Origin of the sequence: Levilactobacillus tongjiangensis (assembly GCF_003946345.1) — a bacterium.
GTDB classification, from domain to species: domain Bacteria; phylum Bacillota; class Bacilli; order Lactobacillales; family Lactobacillaceae; genus Levilactobacillus; species Levilactobacillus tongjiangensis.
Genome location: NZ_RHNY01000002.1, coordinates 107,047 through 126,839, shown reverse-complemented (window position 1 = coordinate 126,839; position 19,793 = coordinate 107,047). Strand labels below are relative to the sequence as shown.

Sequence of the window (19,793 nt, the reverse complement as noted above, 5' to 3'; positions counted from 1 at the left end):
CTGAAACGATAACCTAAAAAACGAGGTTCAGCAGTTGCTGAGTCTCGTTTTTGATTTGAGTAAATTATGAAAACTTTGGTTGCACGGGTGAATGGGCAGTGGGTACAATGGGGCAAGAGAAAGAGGTGCGGGTATGACTTATCCACAAACAAAGGCGGCGTTGCAGCGATTGCTCACGGACCACGTGGTGCCGGGGGTCAGTTACGCCTTCATTGACCACGACGATATTGAAACTGGTGAGATGGGGCAGGCAGCAGTAGTTCCCCGCTCAGAACCGTTGCGAGCAGGGATGGTTTTCGACGTGGCATCGTTAACGAAGGTCGTAGGGACGCTGACGGTGGTTCTTCAGCTATTAGCGCAAGGACGGTTACAGCTTACCGATCGATTGTCAGATTGGTTACCAGAATGGCAGGACCAGCGGGTGACGGTGCGACATTTGCTGACCCACACGTCCGGCATCGTAGGCTACATCCCCAATCGTAACCAGTTGGGGGCCGCCGATCTGACGGCGGGGTTGCTACAGCTTCACGTGGGTCCCAATTTTAACCAAAAAATGGTTTACGCCGATGTCAATTATATTTTCCTAGGCTGGATCGTTGAGAAAATATTGGGTGAGCCGATTCAGGTGGCTGCCCAGAAACGCGTACTGACACCATTGGGAATGACGCACAGTACGTTCACTCCGTCAAACCCGTTGGCTTGTGTGCCGACTGAACTGACGGCTGACCGCGGCCTAGTTCGGGGTGTTGTACACGATCCCAAGGGTTACGTCTTACAGCGACGATGTGGGTCGGCGGGGCTGTTCAGCACGGCTGGGGATCTGGCAACCTTTTGTCACGCCTATCTGAATCCTGAACAGGTTGCTAGTGTATTACCGCCAGACTGGGTTCACCAATTGACTACCGACTGGACGCCTACTGGGACCGCGGGTCGGTCCCTTGGTTGGGCATTAGCTGGGACACAGTGGCCACAGCCACATCGAATTATCTGGCATTCGGGTTTCACTGGGACCTATTTGGTGCTGGACCCTCAGCAGCAACAAGCCATGGTATTTCTGTCAAATCGCATCCATCCAGATGCACCCAATGAAGTTTACCTCGATCAGCGAAATGCCGTCATTGGGACCTATTTAGCTGAAAAATAATTACCTTCTAGTACAGGTTTCGACTAGATACATATCTGGTCGGAGCGTAAAAGGGCCTGGAATTTTTGTTCCAGGCCCTGATTGTTTGTTTAAACTAGCAATTTTTCGACTGTCAATATTAAGAACCACGTACTTTTTTTGAATGGAAATCGCTTACAGACGAAATGATTAAGGAATGTGAATAAAACTGTAGCTAAACGATGTCCAGGTATTTTATACTTAGAAGGTAGTTCAAAAATAAAATGTATAAAAGGGGAAGATACTAGATGGATAATCAAACCTTGCTGCGGTTCTGTTCACAGTGTGGTCGAGAAAACGTCGAACACGGAAAGTTTTGTCCGCAATGTGGGCATAGCTTAGTTCGTGAGAACCAACCAACGCCGCAATCTCAACCAAAAGCAGAGCAACCCCAGCAATCACAGCCACAAGCAACCGTGGCACAGAATACCGCTGGACAAGCTACGGTGGCCCAATCACAAGCTAACGAACAGGTGGAGCAACCACAAGCTACTCGGGAGTCAATGTCACAGGCTACGGCTAATCCGCAAGCAACGAGTGGTCAGGTGACCCATACAGGGAATCAGGAACTGATGCTGAATTTGACCAACTTGGGCCATATTGGTGTGTGGATTCATAACAACCTGGTGACTGCCGGGTTAGGCGTCTTGGTATTATTTCTATTATTTACATTCACAGCGGCCCACATTGTGTGGTGGCTAATTCTCTTGTTGCTGGTTATTTTGTACCTTGTCGCTGGCATTTATGGCACTGGAGCTACCAGATTTGAACAAAAAGTAAACCGCTATTATCAAGATCCAGAGTATCGGACACAGTTCAATCAGAACATCCAGGCAAAGACAGCGTCGACCTTTAAGCAATCAACAGCTACGGGAACGCAACCAAGTAACGGACAGGCCGGTATGGCAGCGCCAACGAACCAGGGCAGTCTGACCATGGGATTGACCGAAATTATGGTCGTTTTAGGTTCCTTAGCTGTTTTGGGGTCCATTTACGTGGGACCTTATTTCCAAGCCTCTGAAAGTTTCTTCGGCAATTCAACCAGTGTGAGCTTGGCCAAGGCGTTACAATTCGGAAATTACTTTAGTCAAAATGCCATGACGCTGTTGGTTATTTTGACGGTATTGCCAATTGTGACGTTAGTCCTGGGTATTTTGCCAAGTCGGATAGCTCGGATTATTAACATTGTGATAGCCATCATCAATGATATCGTGTATATTTTGCTGTTTAGTGAACTTTACAATGAAATAGGTGGAGGTGTTTCCAACTCGTTCTTTAGTGCTGGATATGGTATTAGCGCTTGGATCACGATTATTGGTTGCATCGTTGTCACAGTATTTGCGTTTATTTCAGTCTTTAAAAAGCGTCAGTAAACGGGTTGTAACTTAGACATTATCATCGTAATTAAAAAAACCACTTCGGCAGACTATTACAATCTGCTGGAGTGGTTTTTGTTAAAACGTTGCTGGAATTGGTAAAGCTGCTTGTTGAGAAAGGTCGGCATCCGGATATTTACGCTTGAGGGCGGCCACCAAGAGGTGCTTGGCAATGTCACCGTTCCGGGTCAGGATTGGACCGTGGAAGTAGGAGCAGTAGACGTTCTTGTAAATGGCGCCTTCTGTGCCATCCTCACCGTTATTTCCTTTACCAGATACCACGTTGCCTAGAGGTCGTTCACCTTTACCTAGGAAGGTAATTCCCTGATGGTTTTCAAAACCGTGATAGGTTTCGCCGGTTTCTTGATTCTTAATGACAATATCCCCAATAAATCGGTGGTTGTCTTGCTTGTCGGTATAGTGGTCAAGCGCCCCAATACCAGGCAGCTTTTCACCGTCAGCACCGATATAGTAGTGGCCCAATAACTGGAAGCCCCCACAGATGGCCAACAGGGGACCGTCTGACTCGATGAACTCAGTCAGCTCAGCTTTTTTCGTCTGAATGTCTTGGGAGACGATGGTTTGTTCAAAGTCTTGGCCACCGCCAAAGAAGGCGAGGTCGTAATCGGCGGCTTTAAAATCTTCTTCCAAGCTGACAATTTTAACGTTCAGCTTAACGTCCATTTGTTTGGCATAGTAGTTAAGTGCCAAAATATTACCGACATCCCCGTAAGTGTTCATGAGGTCGCCATAGAGATGAGCGACGTTTAATTCGTAGGTCATACGCCGAGTCCCTCCTTGATGTAGCCCTTTGAGGCCAAAATCTTTCGTAACTGAAGCATTGCCGTGTAGGTGGCCAGTACGTAAACGTGATCGGTGGAGACCTGTTTAATTTGGTCGACCACCTTTTCTAAGTCGGGTTCCACGATGTGGTTCTCGTCTGGAATCCCCGCCACTTTCAACCGGAAGGTAATGTCTTTATAGCGTTCACCACCAGTAATAACGGTTGGAATTTCACGGTTGGTCAGCTGTTCAAAGTCACCGTCCCAGATCCAGCTGGTGTCGATGCCGTCCGCATAGTTGGCGTTGAGCAGGCCAACCAATGAGAAGGGGTGGGTGTCCGTGCCAATCATGTGCAGGACTTGGTCTAAGCCAACGGGATTTTTAACTAAGATGATGGTCACATGTTTGCCATCAACGTCGATGACTTCTTGTCGACCAAAGACCTGTTCGTTCGTATCAAATGCCTTGGCAATCAAATCGGGCTCAACGCCCATGAAGCGACCCACTGAGTAGGCTGCGAGTGCGTTGTAGATGTTATAAGTTCCTCCAACCTGAATCTTGAAGGGATGGTTGTCGACGTCAAATTCCGAAGACGTGGGCGTTTGTTCGCCTAATTTGGTCAATCGGTAGGTCAACTCTGGCCGAGAGAAACCACAGTTAGGGCAGAAGTACTTCCCTTGATTACTATAGGTCAATGAATGATAGTGCAAAATGTGTTCACAGTTGGGGCATAACACACCGTCTGTGTTGGGTTTAGCCTTGAAGTCACCATCCGGCTCGTTATCGAACCCATAATACTGAATGGGATTAGGCAACTCTTTAGAGTGAAAAATAGGTGAATCACCATTAGCAATGATCGTTGCGTTGGGGGCCAGGGCGACGCCGTCCAAAATTTTCTGGAAAGTGGTGTAGATTTCACCATAACGGTCCATCTGGTCTCGGAAGATATTGGTGAAGACGAAGGCCTTAGGTTCAATGTATTGGGTAACCTTGATAACGTTAGCTTCATCGACCTCTAATACGGCCAATGGACGCCCAGTCTTGGGGTTCTTAGCATTCAGGAAGGTGGTTACGATTCCTTGTTCCATGTTAGAACCGGTCGGGTTTGTCAGAATAGTGGGGTATTTTTCGTGGAGGACGGAGACCGTCAGTGCGGTGGTCAGCGTTTTTCCGTTAGTTCCCGTAATAACAATAACATCATACTTGGCACCCAGACTTTTCAGAATGTTGGGGTCAAGCTTTAACGTAATTTTTCCGGGGAGGGAACTCCCTCCGTGTAGAAATGTGTGGAGAAACCAGTAAGAGGATTTCCCGGCGAAGGTGGCAAAGCCGCTTCTGAATGACATGAACATTTCGCTCCTTAATCACGACAAGATTTTTTTAATATCGTACTATTGAATATCCAAGCCTTAATTCTAGCATTTTTTCAACGTTTAGGGGAGAAACCTGCTTTAATTTTGCGAAAACGCAAGGAAAGTTTGGGGGAACGACGGTCGAATTTTAAGGACTAATCAGCTATAATAGATAGAAACTGTCAAAAAGGTGGGAGTAACGTGGCGCAGCTGTTTTTTCGGTACGGTGCAATGAATAGTGGGAAGAGCATTGAAATTTTGAAGGTCGCTCATAACTATGAGGAACAACACAAGCGAGTCATTATTATGACCAGTGGGTTAGATACGCGCACTGGAGTGGGTTACATCACCAGTCGGATTGGGCTAAAGCGGGCAGCTCTCCCAATCTTTAAGGAGACGAATCTGTACGAGGAAATTGAACGCATTGACGCAAAAGCCAACTGTGTTTTGATTGATGAAGCACAGTTTTTAACCAAGGCCCACGTGTTACAGCTGGCTAAGGTGGTTGATGAGTTGCACATCCCCGTGATGACGTTTGGTTTGAAGAATGATTTCCGTAATGAGTTGTTCGAAGGGTCTAAGTACCTGATGCTGTATGCAGATAAACTCGAAGAAATGAAGACGATTTGCTGGTTCTGTACGAAGAAGGCCATCATGAATTTACGGTTTCATGACAACACGCCCGTCTACGAAGGCGAACAGGTTCAAATTGGCGGTAATGAGACGTATTACCCCGTCTGCCGTCGTCACTACTTCAACCCACCAATGGATCAGATTGGCAAGTAATGTGACGCCACGGTAAGTACGCTAGTAGCTGCAATTGTCACATTGTTGGGCCAGCATGGCCAGAAAATAGAGGTCAGTTAGAAATTTAGAGTCGCTATTTAATGTAGAAATCGTCATTGTAGACACTATTTTAATGATGTTTAAAGATATGAAAGAGGTTAAATCGAATGGATGAAATGTTTGACAAGCTCCAAGCCGTAGCCGACCGCTATGACGAGCTGAATGAATTAATCAGTGATCCTGAAGTGATTGCTGATACGCAAAAATTTATGAAACTCTCCAAAGAAGAAGGGGAGTTGCGGGAAACGGTGGACAAATATCACCAATACCAAAGCGTTACCCAGCAAATTGCTGATGACGATGAAATGCTCCGCGAAAAGCTGGACGATGACATGGATGCCATGGTCAAAGAAGAGCTGAAAGATTTAAACGAACAAAAAACGAAGTTAGAAGATGACATTAAAGTCTTACTCTTACCCAAAGATCCTAACGATGATAAGAACATCATCATGGAAATCCATGGGGCTGCCGGTGGGGATGAAGCTAGCTTATTTGCCGCTGATCTCTTTAGCATGTACTCCAAGTACGCCGAACGCCAAGGTTGGTCGATTGAAGTGGTTGATGAGAACGCCACTGAAGTTGGTGGGTTCAAGGAAATCGTTTTGATGATTACGGGTGACAAGGTTTATTCTAAGCTGAAGTATGAGAACGGTGCCCACCGGGTACAACGGGTGCCTGCTACTGAGTCAGCTGGTCGGGTCCACACCAGTACTGCCACTGTCGGCGTTATGCCTGAAGAAGAAGACGTTGATATCGATATTGACCCCAAGGATATTCGGACCGACGTTTATCGTTCATCCGGTGCCGGTGGTCAACATATCAACAAGACCTCTTCAGCTGTGCGAATGACCCACTTGCCAACTGGTATCGTGGTGGCCATGCAAGACGAACGGTCACAACAACAAAACCGGGCCAAGGCCATGACTATTTTGCGGGCTCGGGTCTATGATTACTACAAGCAACAAGAAGAAGACGCCTACAACGCCGAACGGAAGTCAGCTGTAGGGACTGGGGACCGTTCTGAACGGATTCGGACCTACAATTATCCACAAAACCGGGTGACCGATCACCGCATCGGGTTGACGTTGAACAAGCTTGATCGAGTCATGAACGGTGAAATGGACGACATCATTGATGCACTGATTTTGTCTGATCAAGCCGCCAAGCTTGAAGACCTGAAGAATAATGGCTAAAGTGACTTATTTTCAGTTGCTAAAGAGGGCGCAGGAACAATTGCGGTCTGCTAACCGCGATGAGAGTGTGGCCCAGTATCTGCTTCTTGAGGGACAGAACTGGCGGTATACCGAGCTGATACAGCATTACCGGGAGCCAGTTCCGGTTGCTGTCCAGGAGCGATATCGGGAGACGTTAGAACGGGTCTGTGCGGGCGAACCAGCGCAGTACGTTCTGGGACACGCCCCATTTTACGGTCGTGAATTTCACGTAACACCCGCAACTTTGATTCCGCGGCAAGAGACTGAAGAGTTGGTGGCTTGGGTCCTAACCGTCCCAACACCGACGCTCAGTCTTTTGGACGTGGGGACTGGAAGTGGGGCAATTGCCGTGACCTTAAAGGCTGAACGTCCCCGGTGGCAAGTCACTGCCAGTGACATTTCAGAAGCCGCCGTGCAGGTTGCCCAAACGAATGCCCGGGCGCTGGAAGCACCCGTGACCTTTGTCACCGGCGATTTATTTGCGCCAGTGGCTGGTGAACGGTTTGATATTGTTGTATCAAATCCACCGTATATTGATCGAGAAGAACTAGCCGTTATGGATGAATCTGTGAAGAAGTACGAACCCCAACAGGCACTCTTTGCGGATGACCACGGCTTAGATTTTTACCGGCGGTTTGCCGCTGAACTACCGACCGTTTTGACCAAGCACGGTCGGTTCTTTGCTGAAATCGGTTATCGTCAGGGTAGTGCCGTTCAAGAAATTTTCGAACGAGCCTTCCCACAAGCAACGGTCACGATTCGTCAAGATATTAATGGCCACGACCGGATGGTGTGTGTGCAACTTTAGATTTGTTAGATGGGAGTGTATGGATGCAGATGGAAACGAAAATTTTTAAACCAAATCAGATCAATCAAGCAGCGGCTGCAATTAAAGCTGGCGAGTTGGTCGCTTTTCCTACGGAGACCGTTTACGGTTTAGGTGCCGATGCCACCAACGAGGCCGCCGTTAAGCAAGTGTATCAAGCCAAAGGTCGGCCAAGTGATAACCCGTTGATCGTTCACGTGACGGGGGTGGATCAGGTGAGAAAGTATGCCCAACCACTCCCAGCGGCTGCTGAGAAGCTGATCAAGGCTTTTTGGCCCGGCCCCTTGACACTCATTTTTGAACTCCAGCCAGGGGCACTTTCTAAGTCCGTGACCGGTGGCTTGACCACCGCTGCTTTCCGGAATCCGGATAACCAGCCTACGCTGGATTTGATTCGTGAATCTGGCGTGCCACTGGTTGGTCCTTCAGCGAACACGTCGGGAAAGCCTAGCCCAACACTGGCAGAACATGTTTATCATGACTTAAATGGTAAGATTGCCGGTATTTTGGATGATGGTCCCACTAGAGTTGGGGTGGAATCAACTGTTTTGGACATGTCTACGGACGTGCCCACCATTCTGCGTCCAGGTGGGGTGACCGAGGAACAGCTTGAAAAAGTTATTGGGACGGTTCGGTCTAGTCATCATCACGTTGGTGCAGGCGAGGTTCCTAAGGCACCTGGCATGAAGTACAAACATTACGCGCCTAACGCGCAGGTCTACATCGTTGATCACGAGGAAGACTGGCCAGCTGCCTTAGCTTGGGCAGGTCAACAGGATGGTCAAGTGGGGGTCATGGCGTTAGCTGCCACGATTGCTAACGACCGACTGCCGGCTAACGCAGAGTTTTTCACGCTGGGTGCTGATATGCAGACGGCAAGTCATCAGCTATTTGCTGGGCTTCGTCATTTTGACTTGGAATCACCAGTTAAAAGTATTCTGGCACAAGGGTTTGATGATCAAGGCCTAGGGGCAGCCTATATGAATCGCTTAAATAAATCGGCTGGGCAGACTCACTTTACTAATAAATAAATTTGTAAGCCAAGTCGTGCAGCTGAAATGAATCTTTCTGGTAGAATTAATCTAATCACTGCTTAGGAGGGGTTAACATGAATTTTAAAGACCAAGATCCAGAACTATGGAACGCCATTGCGAAGGAAGAAGATCGTCAGGAGAATACAATTGAACTGATTGCTTCCGAAAACATTGTGAGTCACGCAGTCCGTGAAGCACAGGGGTCCGTTTTGACCAACAAGTACGCCGAAGGGTATCCGGGCAAACGATATTATGGGGGCGCTCAGTACATTGATGTGGTTGAACAACTGGCCATTGACCGTGCTAAGAAGCTCTTTGGTGCCGAATACGCTAACGTGCAACCACACTCCGGTTCTCAGGCGAACCAAGCGGCATACGCGGCTTTTCTGAAGCCTGGAGACATTATTCTCGGGATGAGCTTAGATGCTGGGGGGCATTTAACGCACGGGGCTAGTGTTAACTTCTCTGGAAAGATTTATAAAGACTACGGTTACGGGTTAAATCCCGAGACAGAGTTGTTGGATTACGATATGATTCGGGACATTGCGAAAAAGGTTAAGCCGCAGATGATTGTAGCCGGAGCTTCAGCTTACTCACGAATCATTGATTGGCAAGCATTCCGCGACATTGCCGATGAAGTGGGAGCCTACCTAATGGTGGACATGGCCCATATCGCCGGTTTAGTGGCTTCAGGGCTACACCCAAGTCCAGTGGGCATCGCCGATGTAGTTACGACGACGACACACAAAACCTTACGGGGACCACGGGGGGGCTTGATCCTTTCACAAGCTGAGAATGCTAAGCGCATTAATTCAGCTGTCTTCCCTGGGACACAAGGTGGGCCACTGGAACATGTGATTGCTGCCAAGGCGGTTGCTTTACACGAAGACCTGCAGCCAGAGTTCACCCAATATTCACAGCGGATTATTGACAACGCACAGGCGATGGCTGACGAGTTCAACAAGATGGACGATGTCCGGGTCATTTCTGGTGGAACGGACAATCATTTGATGACGATCGACTTAACGAAGACGCCACTGAATGGGAAGCAAGCCCAAGAATTACTGGACAGCGTGATGATTACGACCAATAAGGAATCGATTCCGAACGAACCCCTGAGTCCATTTAAGACGTCAGGTATTCGCTTAGGGACGCCGGCAATCACGACGCGTGGGTTTAACGCCGACGAATGCCGTGAGGTCGCCCGGTTGATCATGCAAACCATTGAAAATTCTGAAGATGAAGCCGTCTTAAATCAGGTCCGCGAACGGGTTCAAGCCTTGACCAGCGCTCACCCACTAACAGCGTTACCATAATTTTTTAGAAAAAACGGTTTCATTTCAAATTCTATGTTCGGTCATTGACGATACATGGTACAATTGAAAGAAATCATAAAGGAGCGTTTATTCATGGGTAAGTTTCAAGTACTCGACCACCCGTTGATTCAACACAAGCTGACAATCATTCGTAGTAAGAACTGTGGGACCCGCAGTTTCCGCGAGGTTGTCAACGAAATCTCGACTTTGATGGCATATGAAGTCTCACGTGATATGCCGTTGCAAGATAAGGTAATCGAGACGCCGGTGTCTAAGATGACTGCTAAGGAGCTCTCCGGTAAGAAGGTCGCCATTGTCCCAATCCTGCGTGCTGGGATCGGGATGGTCGACGGTATCTTGGAGTTGATTCCTGCCGCTAAGGTCGGTCATATTGGGATGTATCGTGACGAAGAAACACTCCAACCCCATGAATACTTCGTAAAAATGCCATCTGACATTGATCAGCGGCAGATTTTCATTGTGGACCCAATGCTGGCTACTGGTGGTTCTGCCATCATGGCAATTGACGCCTTGAAGAAGCGTGGCGCTAGTGAAAATAACATGAAGTTCGTTTGCTTAGTTTCCGCACCAGAAGGGGTCAAAGCATTGCGGGCTGCTCATCCGGACGTGGATATCTTCACGGCCGCTTTGGACGACCACTTGAACGAAGATGGTTACATTGTACCTGGTCTCGGTGATGCCGGTGACCGTCTGTTTGGAACGAAATAAACTTTAAAGAGATTCGGCAAATTTGCCGAATCTCTTATTTATTTGATGAATTTGGTTTTGAAAAAGTTCGTCAAATAAATCTGTTTGCAAGTGCGCGCGCAAATATTTGTTTTAACCGCTTGGCAGCCGTTACGAACACTGACTTTATACAAGCTTTCGAAATTGCTTATAGGGTGAAAAATTATTTTGTCTTTTTGTAGGATTGGTGGTATGATTTCCAGTGTATTTGAATGGAGCGCTCGCTTCGTTCACTATTCCGCATCTCTTGAGGAAATGCCTAGAGTTATCGGGAACTACTTGGGAATTGCGTTCATATAGTGTGGAAAAGAGGTGATATTCGGTGAATGGTGAACCAGTTTCAACCTTCCAATTTTTGGGACTGACATTTAGTACTGCTAACATTGTTGCCGGTTCGGTCGTTTTTCTACTGGTTGTAGCAGTCATTTTTTTCACTTCTAGAAAATTGGCAATGAAGCCAACCAAGGGGCAAAACTTCTTGGAATGGTTGATCGATTTTACCAACGGCATCCTGAAGGGATCAATCCCCGCTGGCGATGTTGGTAAGTTTGGTTTGTGGGGCTTTACTTTGTTCCTCTTTCTCTTCCTATCTAACGAAATTGGGTTATTTATTCAGGTGGCGACCCGAAGTGGGGCAACGATTATGCGTAGTCCTACTTCTGATCCCATCGTAACGTTAACATTCTCGTTAATGACGATGATGTTAGCTCAATTCGCTGGTGTGATGAAATTGGGGTACAAGGCTCACTTTACCAACTACTTGAAGCCTTTCGTGTTCTGGCTTCCGATTAGTATCTTTGAGGAATTCACGAACTTCTTGACGTTGGGTCTTCGTATCTTTGGGGTTATCTTCTCTGGCGAAATGCTGTTGGGGGTAATCTGGAATTTGGCAGTTTCACACGGTATCGTGACAATGATTGTTGCGTTGCCGATTGAAATGGCTTGGCAAGGGTTCTCCGCTTTCTTGGGAGCAATTCAAGCCTTCGTTTTCGTTACGTTGTCATCAGTTTATATTTCTCAGAAATTAGAAGTTGAGGGATAGAAAAAGGTTTATTTAATTTAAGGAGGAAACACAGATTATGGGAGCTATTGCAGCTGGTATTGCTATGTTTGGTGCCGCCATTGGTGGGGGTATCGGTGATGGTATCGTCATCTCAAAGATGCTTGAAGGTATGGTTCGTCAACCTGAATTATCAGGTCAATTACGGACGAACATGTTTATCGGGGTTGGGCTGGTTGAAGCCATGCCTATCATCTCCTTCGTTGTTGCTTTGATGGTTATGAACAAGTAGTAACAATGAATCAGTTTGGTTGTAAATATCTGATAGCAAAAGGAGGTGTCAATAGATGCTCTCACATTTAGTGATTGGTCAGATGCTCTATTATGGAGACACAATTTTCTACGTTATTTCATTTGTTCTGTTAATGTGGATTATTAAAGTCCTTGCTTGGGGTCCTGTTACGAAAATGATGCAAGAACGTGCCGACAAAATCAGTAACGATATTGATTCTGCCGAAAAGTCACGGAATGATGCTGCTGGCTTAGTTCAGAAGCGGGAAGCCGCTTTGGCTAACTCACGTTCCGAAGCACAAACGATTGTGAACACCGCGAAGACCAATGGTCAACAACAGCGTGAACAAATCGTGACACAGGCGCAAGCGGATGTCCAAACGTTGAAGCAAAATGCCCAGAAGGACATTGAACAAGAACGACAAGATGCTTTGTCAGATGCTCGCAACGATGTGGCAGACTTATCTATTGAGATTGCTTCCAAGATCATTCAACGGGAATTAAAAGCTGACGATCAAAAGGCATTGATTGATTCTTATATTGAAGGGTTGGGGAAGCAACATGAGTCTTAATAGGGCAACGGTAGCAAGTCGCTACTCACGAGCATTATTTGATGTGTTGTCCGAACAAGACGAACTGGAGTCAGGCTTTTCAGAATTAAAGGAACTTCGGCGTGTCTTCCAGGACAACCCACAGTTGAGCACAGTTCTCTCAGATGCTAGCCTGAAGGCCGATGAACGAGCCGCATTGCTTGAACCTTTGTTGAAGCAGGCGTCGCCCCACATCAAAAATCTGATTCAAATGACTTATGACTACGGTCGCATGGAAAACTTGGTCGATATTATTGACCAATTCCAAGCCCTGTACGATGAAGCGCACAATACGGTGTATGCTGAAGTGACAACTGCGGTGGCACTTTCTGATGACCAATTGGCCAAGATTGAAGCCGCTTATGCTGAACGCGTCGGTGCTCAAAAAGTTATTTTGAACAGTAAAGTCGATCCTGATGTGATCGGCGGAGTCATTGTTAAGGCCGCTGATACGGTTCTTGATGGTAGCTTACGGACTAAAATTAATCGTTTACGGCAGCAACTGCTAGCATAACGAATTCGGTGATAAAGAGGTGAAACTTTCATGAGCATTAAAGCTGAGGAAATCAGTGCTCTAATTAAACAACAATTAGAAAACTACAAAGATGAAATCTCAGTTGAAGAAACTGGTACGGTTACTTACGTTGGTGATGGTGTCGCTCGGGCCCACGGTCTGAACAACGCTTTGCAAGGTGAGTTACTGTTATTTGATAACGGGGTTTATGGAATGGTCCAAAACCTCGAAGCCAGTGACGTTGGTATCGTTATCTTGGGTGATTTCACTGGAATCACTGAAGGCGATACCGTCAAGCGGACTGGCCGAATCATGGAAGTTCCCGTTGGCGATCAACTGATTGGCCGGGTTGTTAACCCATTGGGTCAACCAATCGACGGTAAAGGGGACATTTCCACGGACAAGACGCGTCCAATTGAACATAAAGCCCCAGGGGTTATGGACCGGCAAGGGGTTAGCGAACCTCTACAAACCGGGATCAAGGCCATTGATGCCTTAGTTCCAATTGGTCGTGGTCAACGTGAATTGATTATCGGTGACCGGAAGACGGGTAAGTCTTCAATCGCGATTGACACGATTATTAACCAAAAAGATCAAAACATGATTTGTATCTACGTCGCAATTGGTCAGAAGGCTTCTACGGTTCGTGCACAAGTGGCTACGCTGGAGAAATTTGGCGCCATGGACTACACCATCGTCGTAACCGCTGCACCATCTGAACCAGCACCATTACTGTACGTGGCGCCTTATGCCGGTGCAGCTATGGGTGAAGAGTTCATGAACAACGGCCAACATGTGTTGATCGTCTATGATGATTTAACCAAGCAAGCCGATGCTTACCGTGAACTTTCTCTGATTCTGCGGCGTGCGCCAGGTCGTGAAGCATATCCTGGTGATATTTTCTACACCCACTCTCGTTTACTTGAACGGGCAGCTAAGTTAAACGATAAACTTGGTGGCGGTTCAATGACGGCCTTACCTGTCATTGAAACCAAAGCTGGTGACGTTTCAGCTTATATTCCAACCAACGTTATTTCCATCACCGATGGTCAAATCTTCCTGAACAGTGATTCCTTCTATTCAGGTGTTCGGCCAGCCATGGATGCCGGGACTTCCGTTTCCCGGGTTGGTGGGGACGCTCAAATCAAAGCCATGAAGAAGGTTGCCGGGACTTTACGGTTGGACTTATCTGCCTACCGTGAACTGGAATCCTTCGCTCAATTCGGTTCTGATTTGGATGCTGCTACTAAGGCACGATTGGACCGTGGGGCCCGGACTGTTGAAGTCTTAAAGCAAGGCTTACACGAATCCGTTCCCGTTGCTAAGGAAGTTATTATCTTGTTTGCTTTGACCCATGGTCATTTGGACAAGCTCGAAATTGCTGACGTCTTACGTTACCAAAACGAATTGTTTGATTACATGGACGCTAGCCACCAAGATCTCGAAGACACAATTACCACGACTGGGAACCTGCCAGAAGGCGACTCCCTGGAAAAGGCCATTGCTGAATTCGATACGACTTTCCAACCAACTGCCAAGGCCGACGACTCGGCTAACGCGGCTGATTAAGAGTACTTGAAGGAAGGATGGTGAGAAATAATGGCTGAATCAATTCATGACGTTCAACGTCGAATTACGTCCACGAAAGCAACTCGTCAAATTACGGCGGCGATGCACATGGTCTCGACGGCGAAGTTAAATAAGATTCAGAAACAAGCAGTCGGCTACCAAGACTATGTTTCTAAGGTTAAGGCTGTCGTCATGCATCTTTCGCAGTCTCATCTGTTGGATAATTCCTCAAGTAACCTACAGTCGAACCGTCCAGTAAAGAAAACCGCATATTTAGTGATCACCTCCGATCGTGGTATGGTGGGAAGCTACAATAGCAGCGTCTTACGGGATGCCAATGCGTTCATTAAAGAACGGACGCCCAACCAAGACGACTACATGGTGTTAGCCGTTGGTGGTACGGGTGCTGATTTTTACCGGCACCGGGGTGTTAACGTGGCTTATGAATATCGTGGGGTCAGCGATGTACCTGAATTCAATGAAGTTCGGGAGATCGTGAAGACCGTTACCACGATGTTTAACAACGAAGTGTTCGATGAACTCTTCGTGTGCTACAACCATTATGTTAACCGAATCTCATCTCGTTTTCGGGCTGAGAAGATGTTACCAGTCGACAAGGAAACAATGACGACTGATGCGGCAAACGATACGCAAGTATCACCATTAACTGCTGAATACGATACGGAGCCCTCTGAAGAAGCTGTGCTCCAAGTTGTGTTACCACAATACGCTGAAAGCTTAGTTTATGGTGCTATCTTGGACGCAAAGACGGCTGAACATGCATCAAGTACCAATGCGATGCAGTCTGCCACCGATAATGCTGATGATTTAATTGCGACTCTGCAGCTGCACTATAACCGTGCACGTCAAGCAGCGATCACGACTGAAATCACCGAAATTACCGGTGGGCAGGAAGCCTTAAAAAACTAATGACGGGAGGAATTAACGAATAATGAGTGCTGGTAAAATTGTTCAAGTTATCGGACCTGTTGTCGACGTTGAATTCCCGTTGAATGATGAATTACCTGACATCAACACCGCCCTAAACATCAAAAAAGATGATGGTAGTGTCCTTGTAACCGAAGTTGCCTTGGAATTAGGTGACGGGGTTATGCGGACGATTGCCATGGACGGTACCGATGGTCTTCGTCGGGGACTGGAAGTAGAAAACACTGGTGCTTCTATTTCTGTTCCTGTCGGTGACGACACACTGGGTCGGGTGTTCAACGTTCTCGGAAATCCAATTGATGGCGGTGCCGAATTTGGACCAGACGCAGAACGGATGCCAATTCACCGTGATGCACCTAAGTATGACGAATTAAACCCTTCAACTGAAATCCTGGAAACGGGTATTAAAGTTATCGACTTGCTCGAACCTTACGTTCGTGGTGGGAAGATTGGGTTGTTCGGTGGTGCCGGTGTTGGTAAGACCGTTTTAATTCAAGAATTAATTCATAACATTGCCCAAGGCCATAACGGGATTTCCGTCTTCACCGGTGTTGGTGAACGGACTCGTGAAGGTAACGACATGTACTGGGAAATGAAAGGTTCTGGAGTTCTGAAGCAAACGGCCATGGTTTATGGTCAAATGAACGAACCTCCTGGTGCCCGGATGCGGGTTGCTTTGACCGGTTTAACGATTGCGGAATACTTCCGTGATGTTAAGGGCCAAGACGTGCTGTTGTTCATCGACAACATTTTCCGGTTCACGCAAGCCGGTTCTGAAGTTTCTGCCCTGTTGGGTCGGATTCCTTCAGCCGTTGGTTACCAACCAACGTTGGCTACTGAAATGGGTCAATTACAGGAACGGATCACGTCAACGAAGAAGGGGTCAATCACCTCTATCCAGGCCGTTTATGTGCCTGCCGATGACTACACCGACCCTGCTCCTGCTACGACCTTCGCCCATTTGGACGCAACGACTAACTTGGAACGTTCTTTGACGCAACAAGGGATCTATCCAGCCGTTGACCCATTGGCTTCTACTTCTACTGCCTTGGCCCCTGAAATCATCGGTCAAGAACACTATGAAGTTGCTACCGAAGTTCAACACGTTTTGCAACGGTACCATGAATTGCAAGATATCATCTCTATCTTAGGGATGGACGAATTATCCGATGAAGAACAAACAATCGTTAACCGTGCTCGGCGGATTCAATTCTTCCTGTCACAACCATTCTCCGTGGCTTCTCAGTTTACGGGTATGGACGGGAAGTACGTCAAGTTGGAAGACACGATTCGGAGTTTCAAGGATATTCTTGATGGTAAGTACGATGACTTACCAGAAGATGCTTTCCGGAACTGTGGTGCCATTGAAGACGCCATTGCTAAAGCTAAGCAAATGAATGACGCCGTTGCCAACAACTAGGGAGGGATTCTAATTGGCTGATAATCAATCAGTGTTATCTGTTAGTATCGTTACCCCTGATGGCCAGGTGTATGAAGAGAACGGCGATATGCTTGTCGTTAAGACGACTATTGGTGAATTAGGTATTTTGCCTAATCACGTTCCCTTGATTGCGTCACTCGTTGTCGATGAGGCACGGGTTAAGCACGGAGATAATGAAGATGAAATTGCTGTTAATGGCGGTTTTATTGAATTCTCTGACAACGTGGCGACCATTGTTGCAGACAGTGCGGAACGTCAAGACGATATTGACGTTAACCGGGCGGAAGATGCTCGGAAGCGGGCTGAAGCAACGATTAAGAAGGCTCAGGAAGCTCACGATACCGACACCCTTGCACGGGCAGAGGTTGCTTTACGGCGAGCTGTCAACCGGATCAACGTTGCCAAGCACTAAAAACAGTTGATGTTTCTTTGAAACGTCAGCAAGCGGTTCTCCCAATTGGGAGGCCGCTTTTTTAGTCTCATTTTTTGGTGCAGGTTTGTGTTGAGGGCGACCGTCGGTTAATTTTGACAGGTTTTACTACCAAAGATGAGCTTGAAAATTAGCTATTCTGACTACTTGGTAACTGGCAAAATGGTTTAGCTGACATTGCCAGCTGGCAGTATCCGCTGACCTAGAGTTGACTAATACCCCTACAATTTTTAAGGTGTTAGATGCTTTTACACTGGGGCTAAGGCGTGGAGCCGTAGTCAGCGGATGTTGACCTTGCGGAATTTGAACCGTTTTTTTTGACTGATCAAGTTGTGTAAAAATATGGTTGAATGAATCATGATTTAGCCCCTAAAAGCTTAAGGCTTTTTTAGGTTAGTCCAAGGGATATGTTAATTAATAAGCTTAACCAGGCTAAATGTAATATTACAAACGCTGATTTTATGGGAATCTCAAGGACAAGGGTGAGAATTTATGCTATAGTTAGTGGGAATGTTTAGGAAGGATTGAGGTAATGAGACTCATCGGGCTACAGGGTATCTTAACAATTGTCAGTCATTTATCGTTTATTGCTCTGGCTTTTTGGGCAATATCAGCACTCCATATTGAGCGTTTAATGACTTTTTACCCCCGTCAATCTCGCGTGTTGATCGTGATGTTAGCGGTCGCCATCGGATTTGGGTGTAGCTCATTCTTCTTAGACTTCATCGATAACGTTCGTAACCTGGGCTACCTGTTACGGTAGACCCTTAATAATCTTTGGAGGTATCCCATGGAAAAAATTATCGTTCATGGTGGGAACCGCTTAACTGGTGTGGTCCACATTGAAGGGGCCAAGAATGCCGTTTTGCCTATTTTAGCTGCGTCTATTCTTGCCTCAGATGGCATCACTCACTTAGCAAATGTTCCGGTTTTGTCAGATGTTTATACGATGAACAAGGTCTTACGCTTCCTGAATTTGAAAGTTGATTTTAACGAAGGTAAGCGTGAAGTCACCATTGATGCTACTAAGCAAGTATCTAGTGAAGCACCATTCGAGTATGTCTCGAAGATGCGCGCTTCAATCGTTGTTATGGGGCCATTATTGGCTCGGTTGGGTCATGCCCGGGTTGCGTTACCAGGTGGTTGTGCCATTGGTACGCGACCAATCGATTTACACTTGAAGGGCTTAGAAGCCTTGGGTGCTCGAATTGAACAACATGATGGCTACATTGAAGCTTTTGCCGATCGTTTGCAGGGGACTCACATCTACTTGGACTTTCCAAGTGTCGGTGCGACCCAAAACATCATGATGGCTGCCTGCCTCGCTGAGGGGACAACTGTCATCGATAACGTTGCCCGTGAACCTGAAATCGTTGATTTGGCTAACATCCTGAACAAGATGGGGGCTAACGTCCGCGGTGCTGGGACTGAAACCCTGCGGATCGATGGCGTTGCTAAGATGCATGGCGCTGAACACAGTGTGGTTCAGGACCGCATCGAGGCAGGAACCTTCATGGTCGGTGCCGCTGTGACCCACGGAAACGTGTTGATCAAGGATGGTATCGTTGAACATAACAAGCTTTTAATTTCTAAAATGCAAGAGATGGGTGTTCAGGTTACTGAAGAACCCGATGGCATTCGGGTTATCGGCCCAGAACACTTAGAAGCAACGGACGTCAAGACGTTGCCTTACCCCGGCTTCCCAACTGATATGCAACCGCAAATGACGGTCCTACAATTAGCTGCTGGTGGAACCAGTACTATGACGGAAACGGTGTTTGAAAACCGGTTCATGCATTTGGAAGAACTTCGGCGGATGAACGCGCAGTACCAAGTTAACGGACGGACGGTCGTTATGCACGGCCCAACTGATTTTAACGGTGCTGAAGTGGCAGCTACTGATTTACGAGCAGCTGCAGCCCTAGTTTTGGCTGGGTTAATCGCTGATGGATATACTCAGGTCACCAACTTGAAGTACTTAGATCGCGGTTACTATGACTTCCACAAGAAGTTAGCGGCCCTCGGTGCTGAGATCAAGCGGGTCTCCGTGCCAGATAACGATGCGGTAGTTTTAAAGAACTCGCACGTAAATAACTAGCAATCATTTAGAGGTGGCGTAATCAGCCGCCTTTTTATTTTGGTAACTAAAGGTTGAAAGCAATGAAGCACCCACTGTGCTTGATACAACAAGAATTGGGTATTGGGGTTTAATCAGACATAGTTGAAAATTACCGCCTTACCGTTCGCCAAATTTGGACTGGAACGCTGTGGGAAGGACGGGACAAGCCAAAGAGCGGTCTTGACCCTCACTTGAAGCCGCAAAACCCGTCTTCAAGTCGCCATTTTCAAGAAAA

Annotated in this window: 20 protein-coding genes; 18 read left to right on the top strand and 2 right to left on the bottom strand. The window is 47.1% G+C overall.

The window, feature by feature from the left end; genetic code table 11:
• The first annotated feature begins 133 nt into the window (after positions 1–133).
• Positions 134–1,144: a serine hydrolase domain-containing protein gene (locus tag EKM75_RS01615; RefSeq protein ID WP_125691487.1), complete on the top strand. Its 1,011-nt coding sequence runs from the start codon at positions 134–136 to the stop codon at positions 1,142–1,144.
• A 266-nt stretch (positions 1,145–1,410) separates the two neighbouring features.
• On the top strand, positions 1,411–2,535 hold the full coding sequence (locus tag EKM75_RS01610) for a zinc-ribbon domain-containing protein (protein WP_125691485.1): 1,125 nt from the start codon (positions 1,411–1,413) through the stop codon (positions 2,533–2,535).
• 81 nt (positions 2,536–2,616) lie between these two features.
• On the opposite strand, the gene EKM75_RS01605 is transcribed toward EKM75_RS01610, so the two are convergent.
• Together EKM75_RS01605 and EKM75_RS01600 are read right to left on the bottom strand one after the other, a co-directional pair.
• Positions 2,617–3,321, bottom strand: a complete 705-nt coding sequence (locus tag EKM75_RS01605) for a type 1 glutamine amidotransferase (protein ID WP_125691483.1) — start codon at positions 3,319–3,321, stop codon at positions 2,617–2,619.
• Positions 3,318–4,667, bottom strand: coding sequence for a Mur ligase family protein (locus EKM75_RS01600; RefSeq protein WP_125691481.1), 1,350 nt, complete (start codon positions 4,665–4,667; stop codon positions 3,318–3,320). The genes EKM75_RS01605 and EKM75_RS01600 overlap by 4 nt, the downstream gene beginning before the upstream one ends.
• Before the next feature lie 207 nt (positions 4,668–4,874).
• Here EKM75_RS01600 and EKM75_RS01595 point away from each other — a divergent pair, with 207 nt between their 5' ends.
• From EKM75_RS01595 to murA, 16 genes are all read left to right on the top strand, one after another.
• Positions 4,875–5,459 (top strand): thymidine kinase, encoded by a 585-nt coding sequence (locus EKM75_RS01595; protein WP_125691479.1) that lies wholly within the window; start codon positions 4,875–4,877, stop codon positions 5,457–5,459.
• A 167-nt stretch (positions 5,460–5,626) separates the two neighbouring features.
• Entirely contained in the window at positions 5,627–6,712 is a 1,086-nt protein-coding gene (gene prfA / locus EKM75_RS01590; protein WP_125691476.1) for a peptide chain release factor 1, read from the top strand.
• Positions 6,705–7,541: a peptide chain release factor N(5)-glutamine methyltransferase gene (gene prmC / locus EKM75_RS01585; RefSeq protein ID WP_125691474.1), complete on the top strand. Its 837-nt coding sequence runs from the start codon at positions 6,705–6,707 to the stop codon at positions 7,539–7,541. Before prfA ends, prmC begins: the two co-directional genes overlap by 8 nt.
• 29 nt (positions 7,542–7,570) lie before the next feature.
• The gene (locus tag EKM75_RS01580; RefSeq protein ID WP_125691472.1) at positions 7,571–8,590 is read left to right on the top strand and encodes an L-threonylcarbamoyladenylate synthase; all 1,020 of its coding nucleotides are present in this window, start codon (positions 7,571–7,573) and stop codon (positions 8,588–8,590) included.
• A gap of 77 nt (positions 8,591–8,667) precedes the next feature.
• Complete coding sequence (glyA, locus tag EKM75_RS01575; RefSeq protein ID WP_125691470.1) at positions 8,668–9,909, top strand: serine hydroxymethyltransferase; 1,242 nt, start codon at positions 8,668–8,670, stop codon at positions 9,907–9,909.
• Between the two features lie 93 nt (positions 9,910–10,002).
• The gene (gene upp, locus EKM75_RS01570; RefSeq protein ID WP_125691467.1) at positions 10,003–10,638 is read left to right on the top strand and encodes a uracil phosphoribosyltransferase; all 636 of its coding nucleotides are present in this window, start codon (positions 10,003–10,005) and stop codon (positions 10,636–10,638) included.
• A gap of 340 nt (positions 10,639–10,978) precedes the next feature.
• The gene (gene atpB, locus EKM75_RS01565) at positions 10,979–11,698 is read left to right on the top strand and encodes a F0F1 ATP synthase subunit A (protein ID WP_125681912.1); all 720 of its coding nucleotides are present in this window, start codon (positions 10,979–10,981) and stop codon (positions 11,696–11,698) included.
• 37 nt (positions 11,699–11,735) lie between these two features.
• Positions 11,736–11,948, top strand: coding sequence for a F0F1 ATP synthase subunit C (gene atpE / locus EKM75_RS01560; protein ID WP_048732192.1), 213 nt, complete (start codon positions 11,736–11,738; stop codon positions 11,946–11,948).
• Positions 11,949–12,003: 55 nt separating this feature from the next.
• Positions 12,004–12,519 (top strand): F0F1 ATP synthase subunit B, encoded by a 516-nt coding sequence (atpF, locus tag EKM75_RS01555; RefSeq protein WP_125691465.1) that lies wholly within the window; start codon positions 12,004–12,006, stop codon positions 12,517–12,519.
• Positions 12,509–13,051: an ATP synthase F1 subunit delta gene (atpH, locus tag EKM75_RS01550; protein ID WP_125681908.1), complete on the top strand. Its 543-nt coding sequence runs from the start codon at positions 12,509–12,511 to the stop codon at positions 13,049–13,051. The genes atpF and atpH overlap by 11 nt, the downstream gene beginning before the upstream one ends.
• Before the next feature lie 30 nt (positions 13,052–13,081).
• Positions 13,082–14,620, top strand: coding sequence for a F0F1 ATP synthase subunit alpha (gene atpA, locus EKM75_RS01545; RefSeq protein WP_125691463.1), 1,539 nt, complete (start codon positions 13,082–13,084; stop codon positions 14,618–14,620).
• Positions 14,621–14,650: 30 nt separating this feature from the next.
• On the top strand, positions 14,651–15,550 hold the full coding sequence (locus EKM75_RS01540) for a F0F1 ATP synthase subunit gamma (protein WP_125691461.1): 900 nt from the start codon (positions 14,651–14,653) through the stop codon (positions 15,548–15,550).
• Between the two features lie 22 nt (positions 15,551–15,572).
• The gene (gene atpD / locus EKM75_RS01535; protein WP_125691459.1) at positions 15,573–16,988 is read left to right on the top strand and encodes a F0F1 ATP synthase subunit beta; all 1,416 of its coding nucleotides are present in this window, start codon (positions 15,573–15,575) and stop codon (positions 16,986–16,988) included.
• Between the two features lie 13 nt (positions 16,989–17,001).
• Positions 17,002–17,421: a F0F1 ATP synthase subunit epsilon gene (locus EKM75_RS01530; RefSeq protein WP_125681899.1), complete on the top strand. Its 420-nt coding sequence runs from the start codon at positions 17,002–17,004 to the stop codon at positions 17,419–17,421.
• A gap of 550 nt (positions 17,422–17,971) precedes the next feature.
• Complete coding sequence (locus EKM75_RS01525) at positions 17,972–18,202, top strand: DUF1146 family protein (protein WP_125681897.1); 231 nt, start codon at positions 17,972–17,974, stop codon at positions 18,200–18,202.
• Between the two features lie 27 nt (positions 18,203–18,229).
• Positions 18,230–19,537, top strand: a complete 1,308-nt coding sequence (murA, locus tag EKM75_RS01520; protein WP_125691454.1) for a UDP-N-acetylglucosamine 1-carboxyvinyltransferase — start codon at positions 18,230–18,232, stop codon at positions 19,535–19,537.
• The last annotated feature ends 256 nt before the right edge of the window (positions 19,538–19,793 follow it).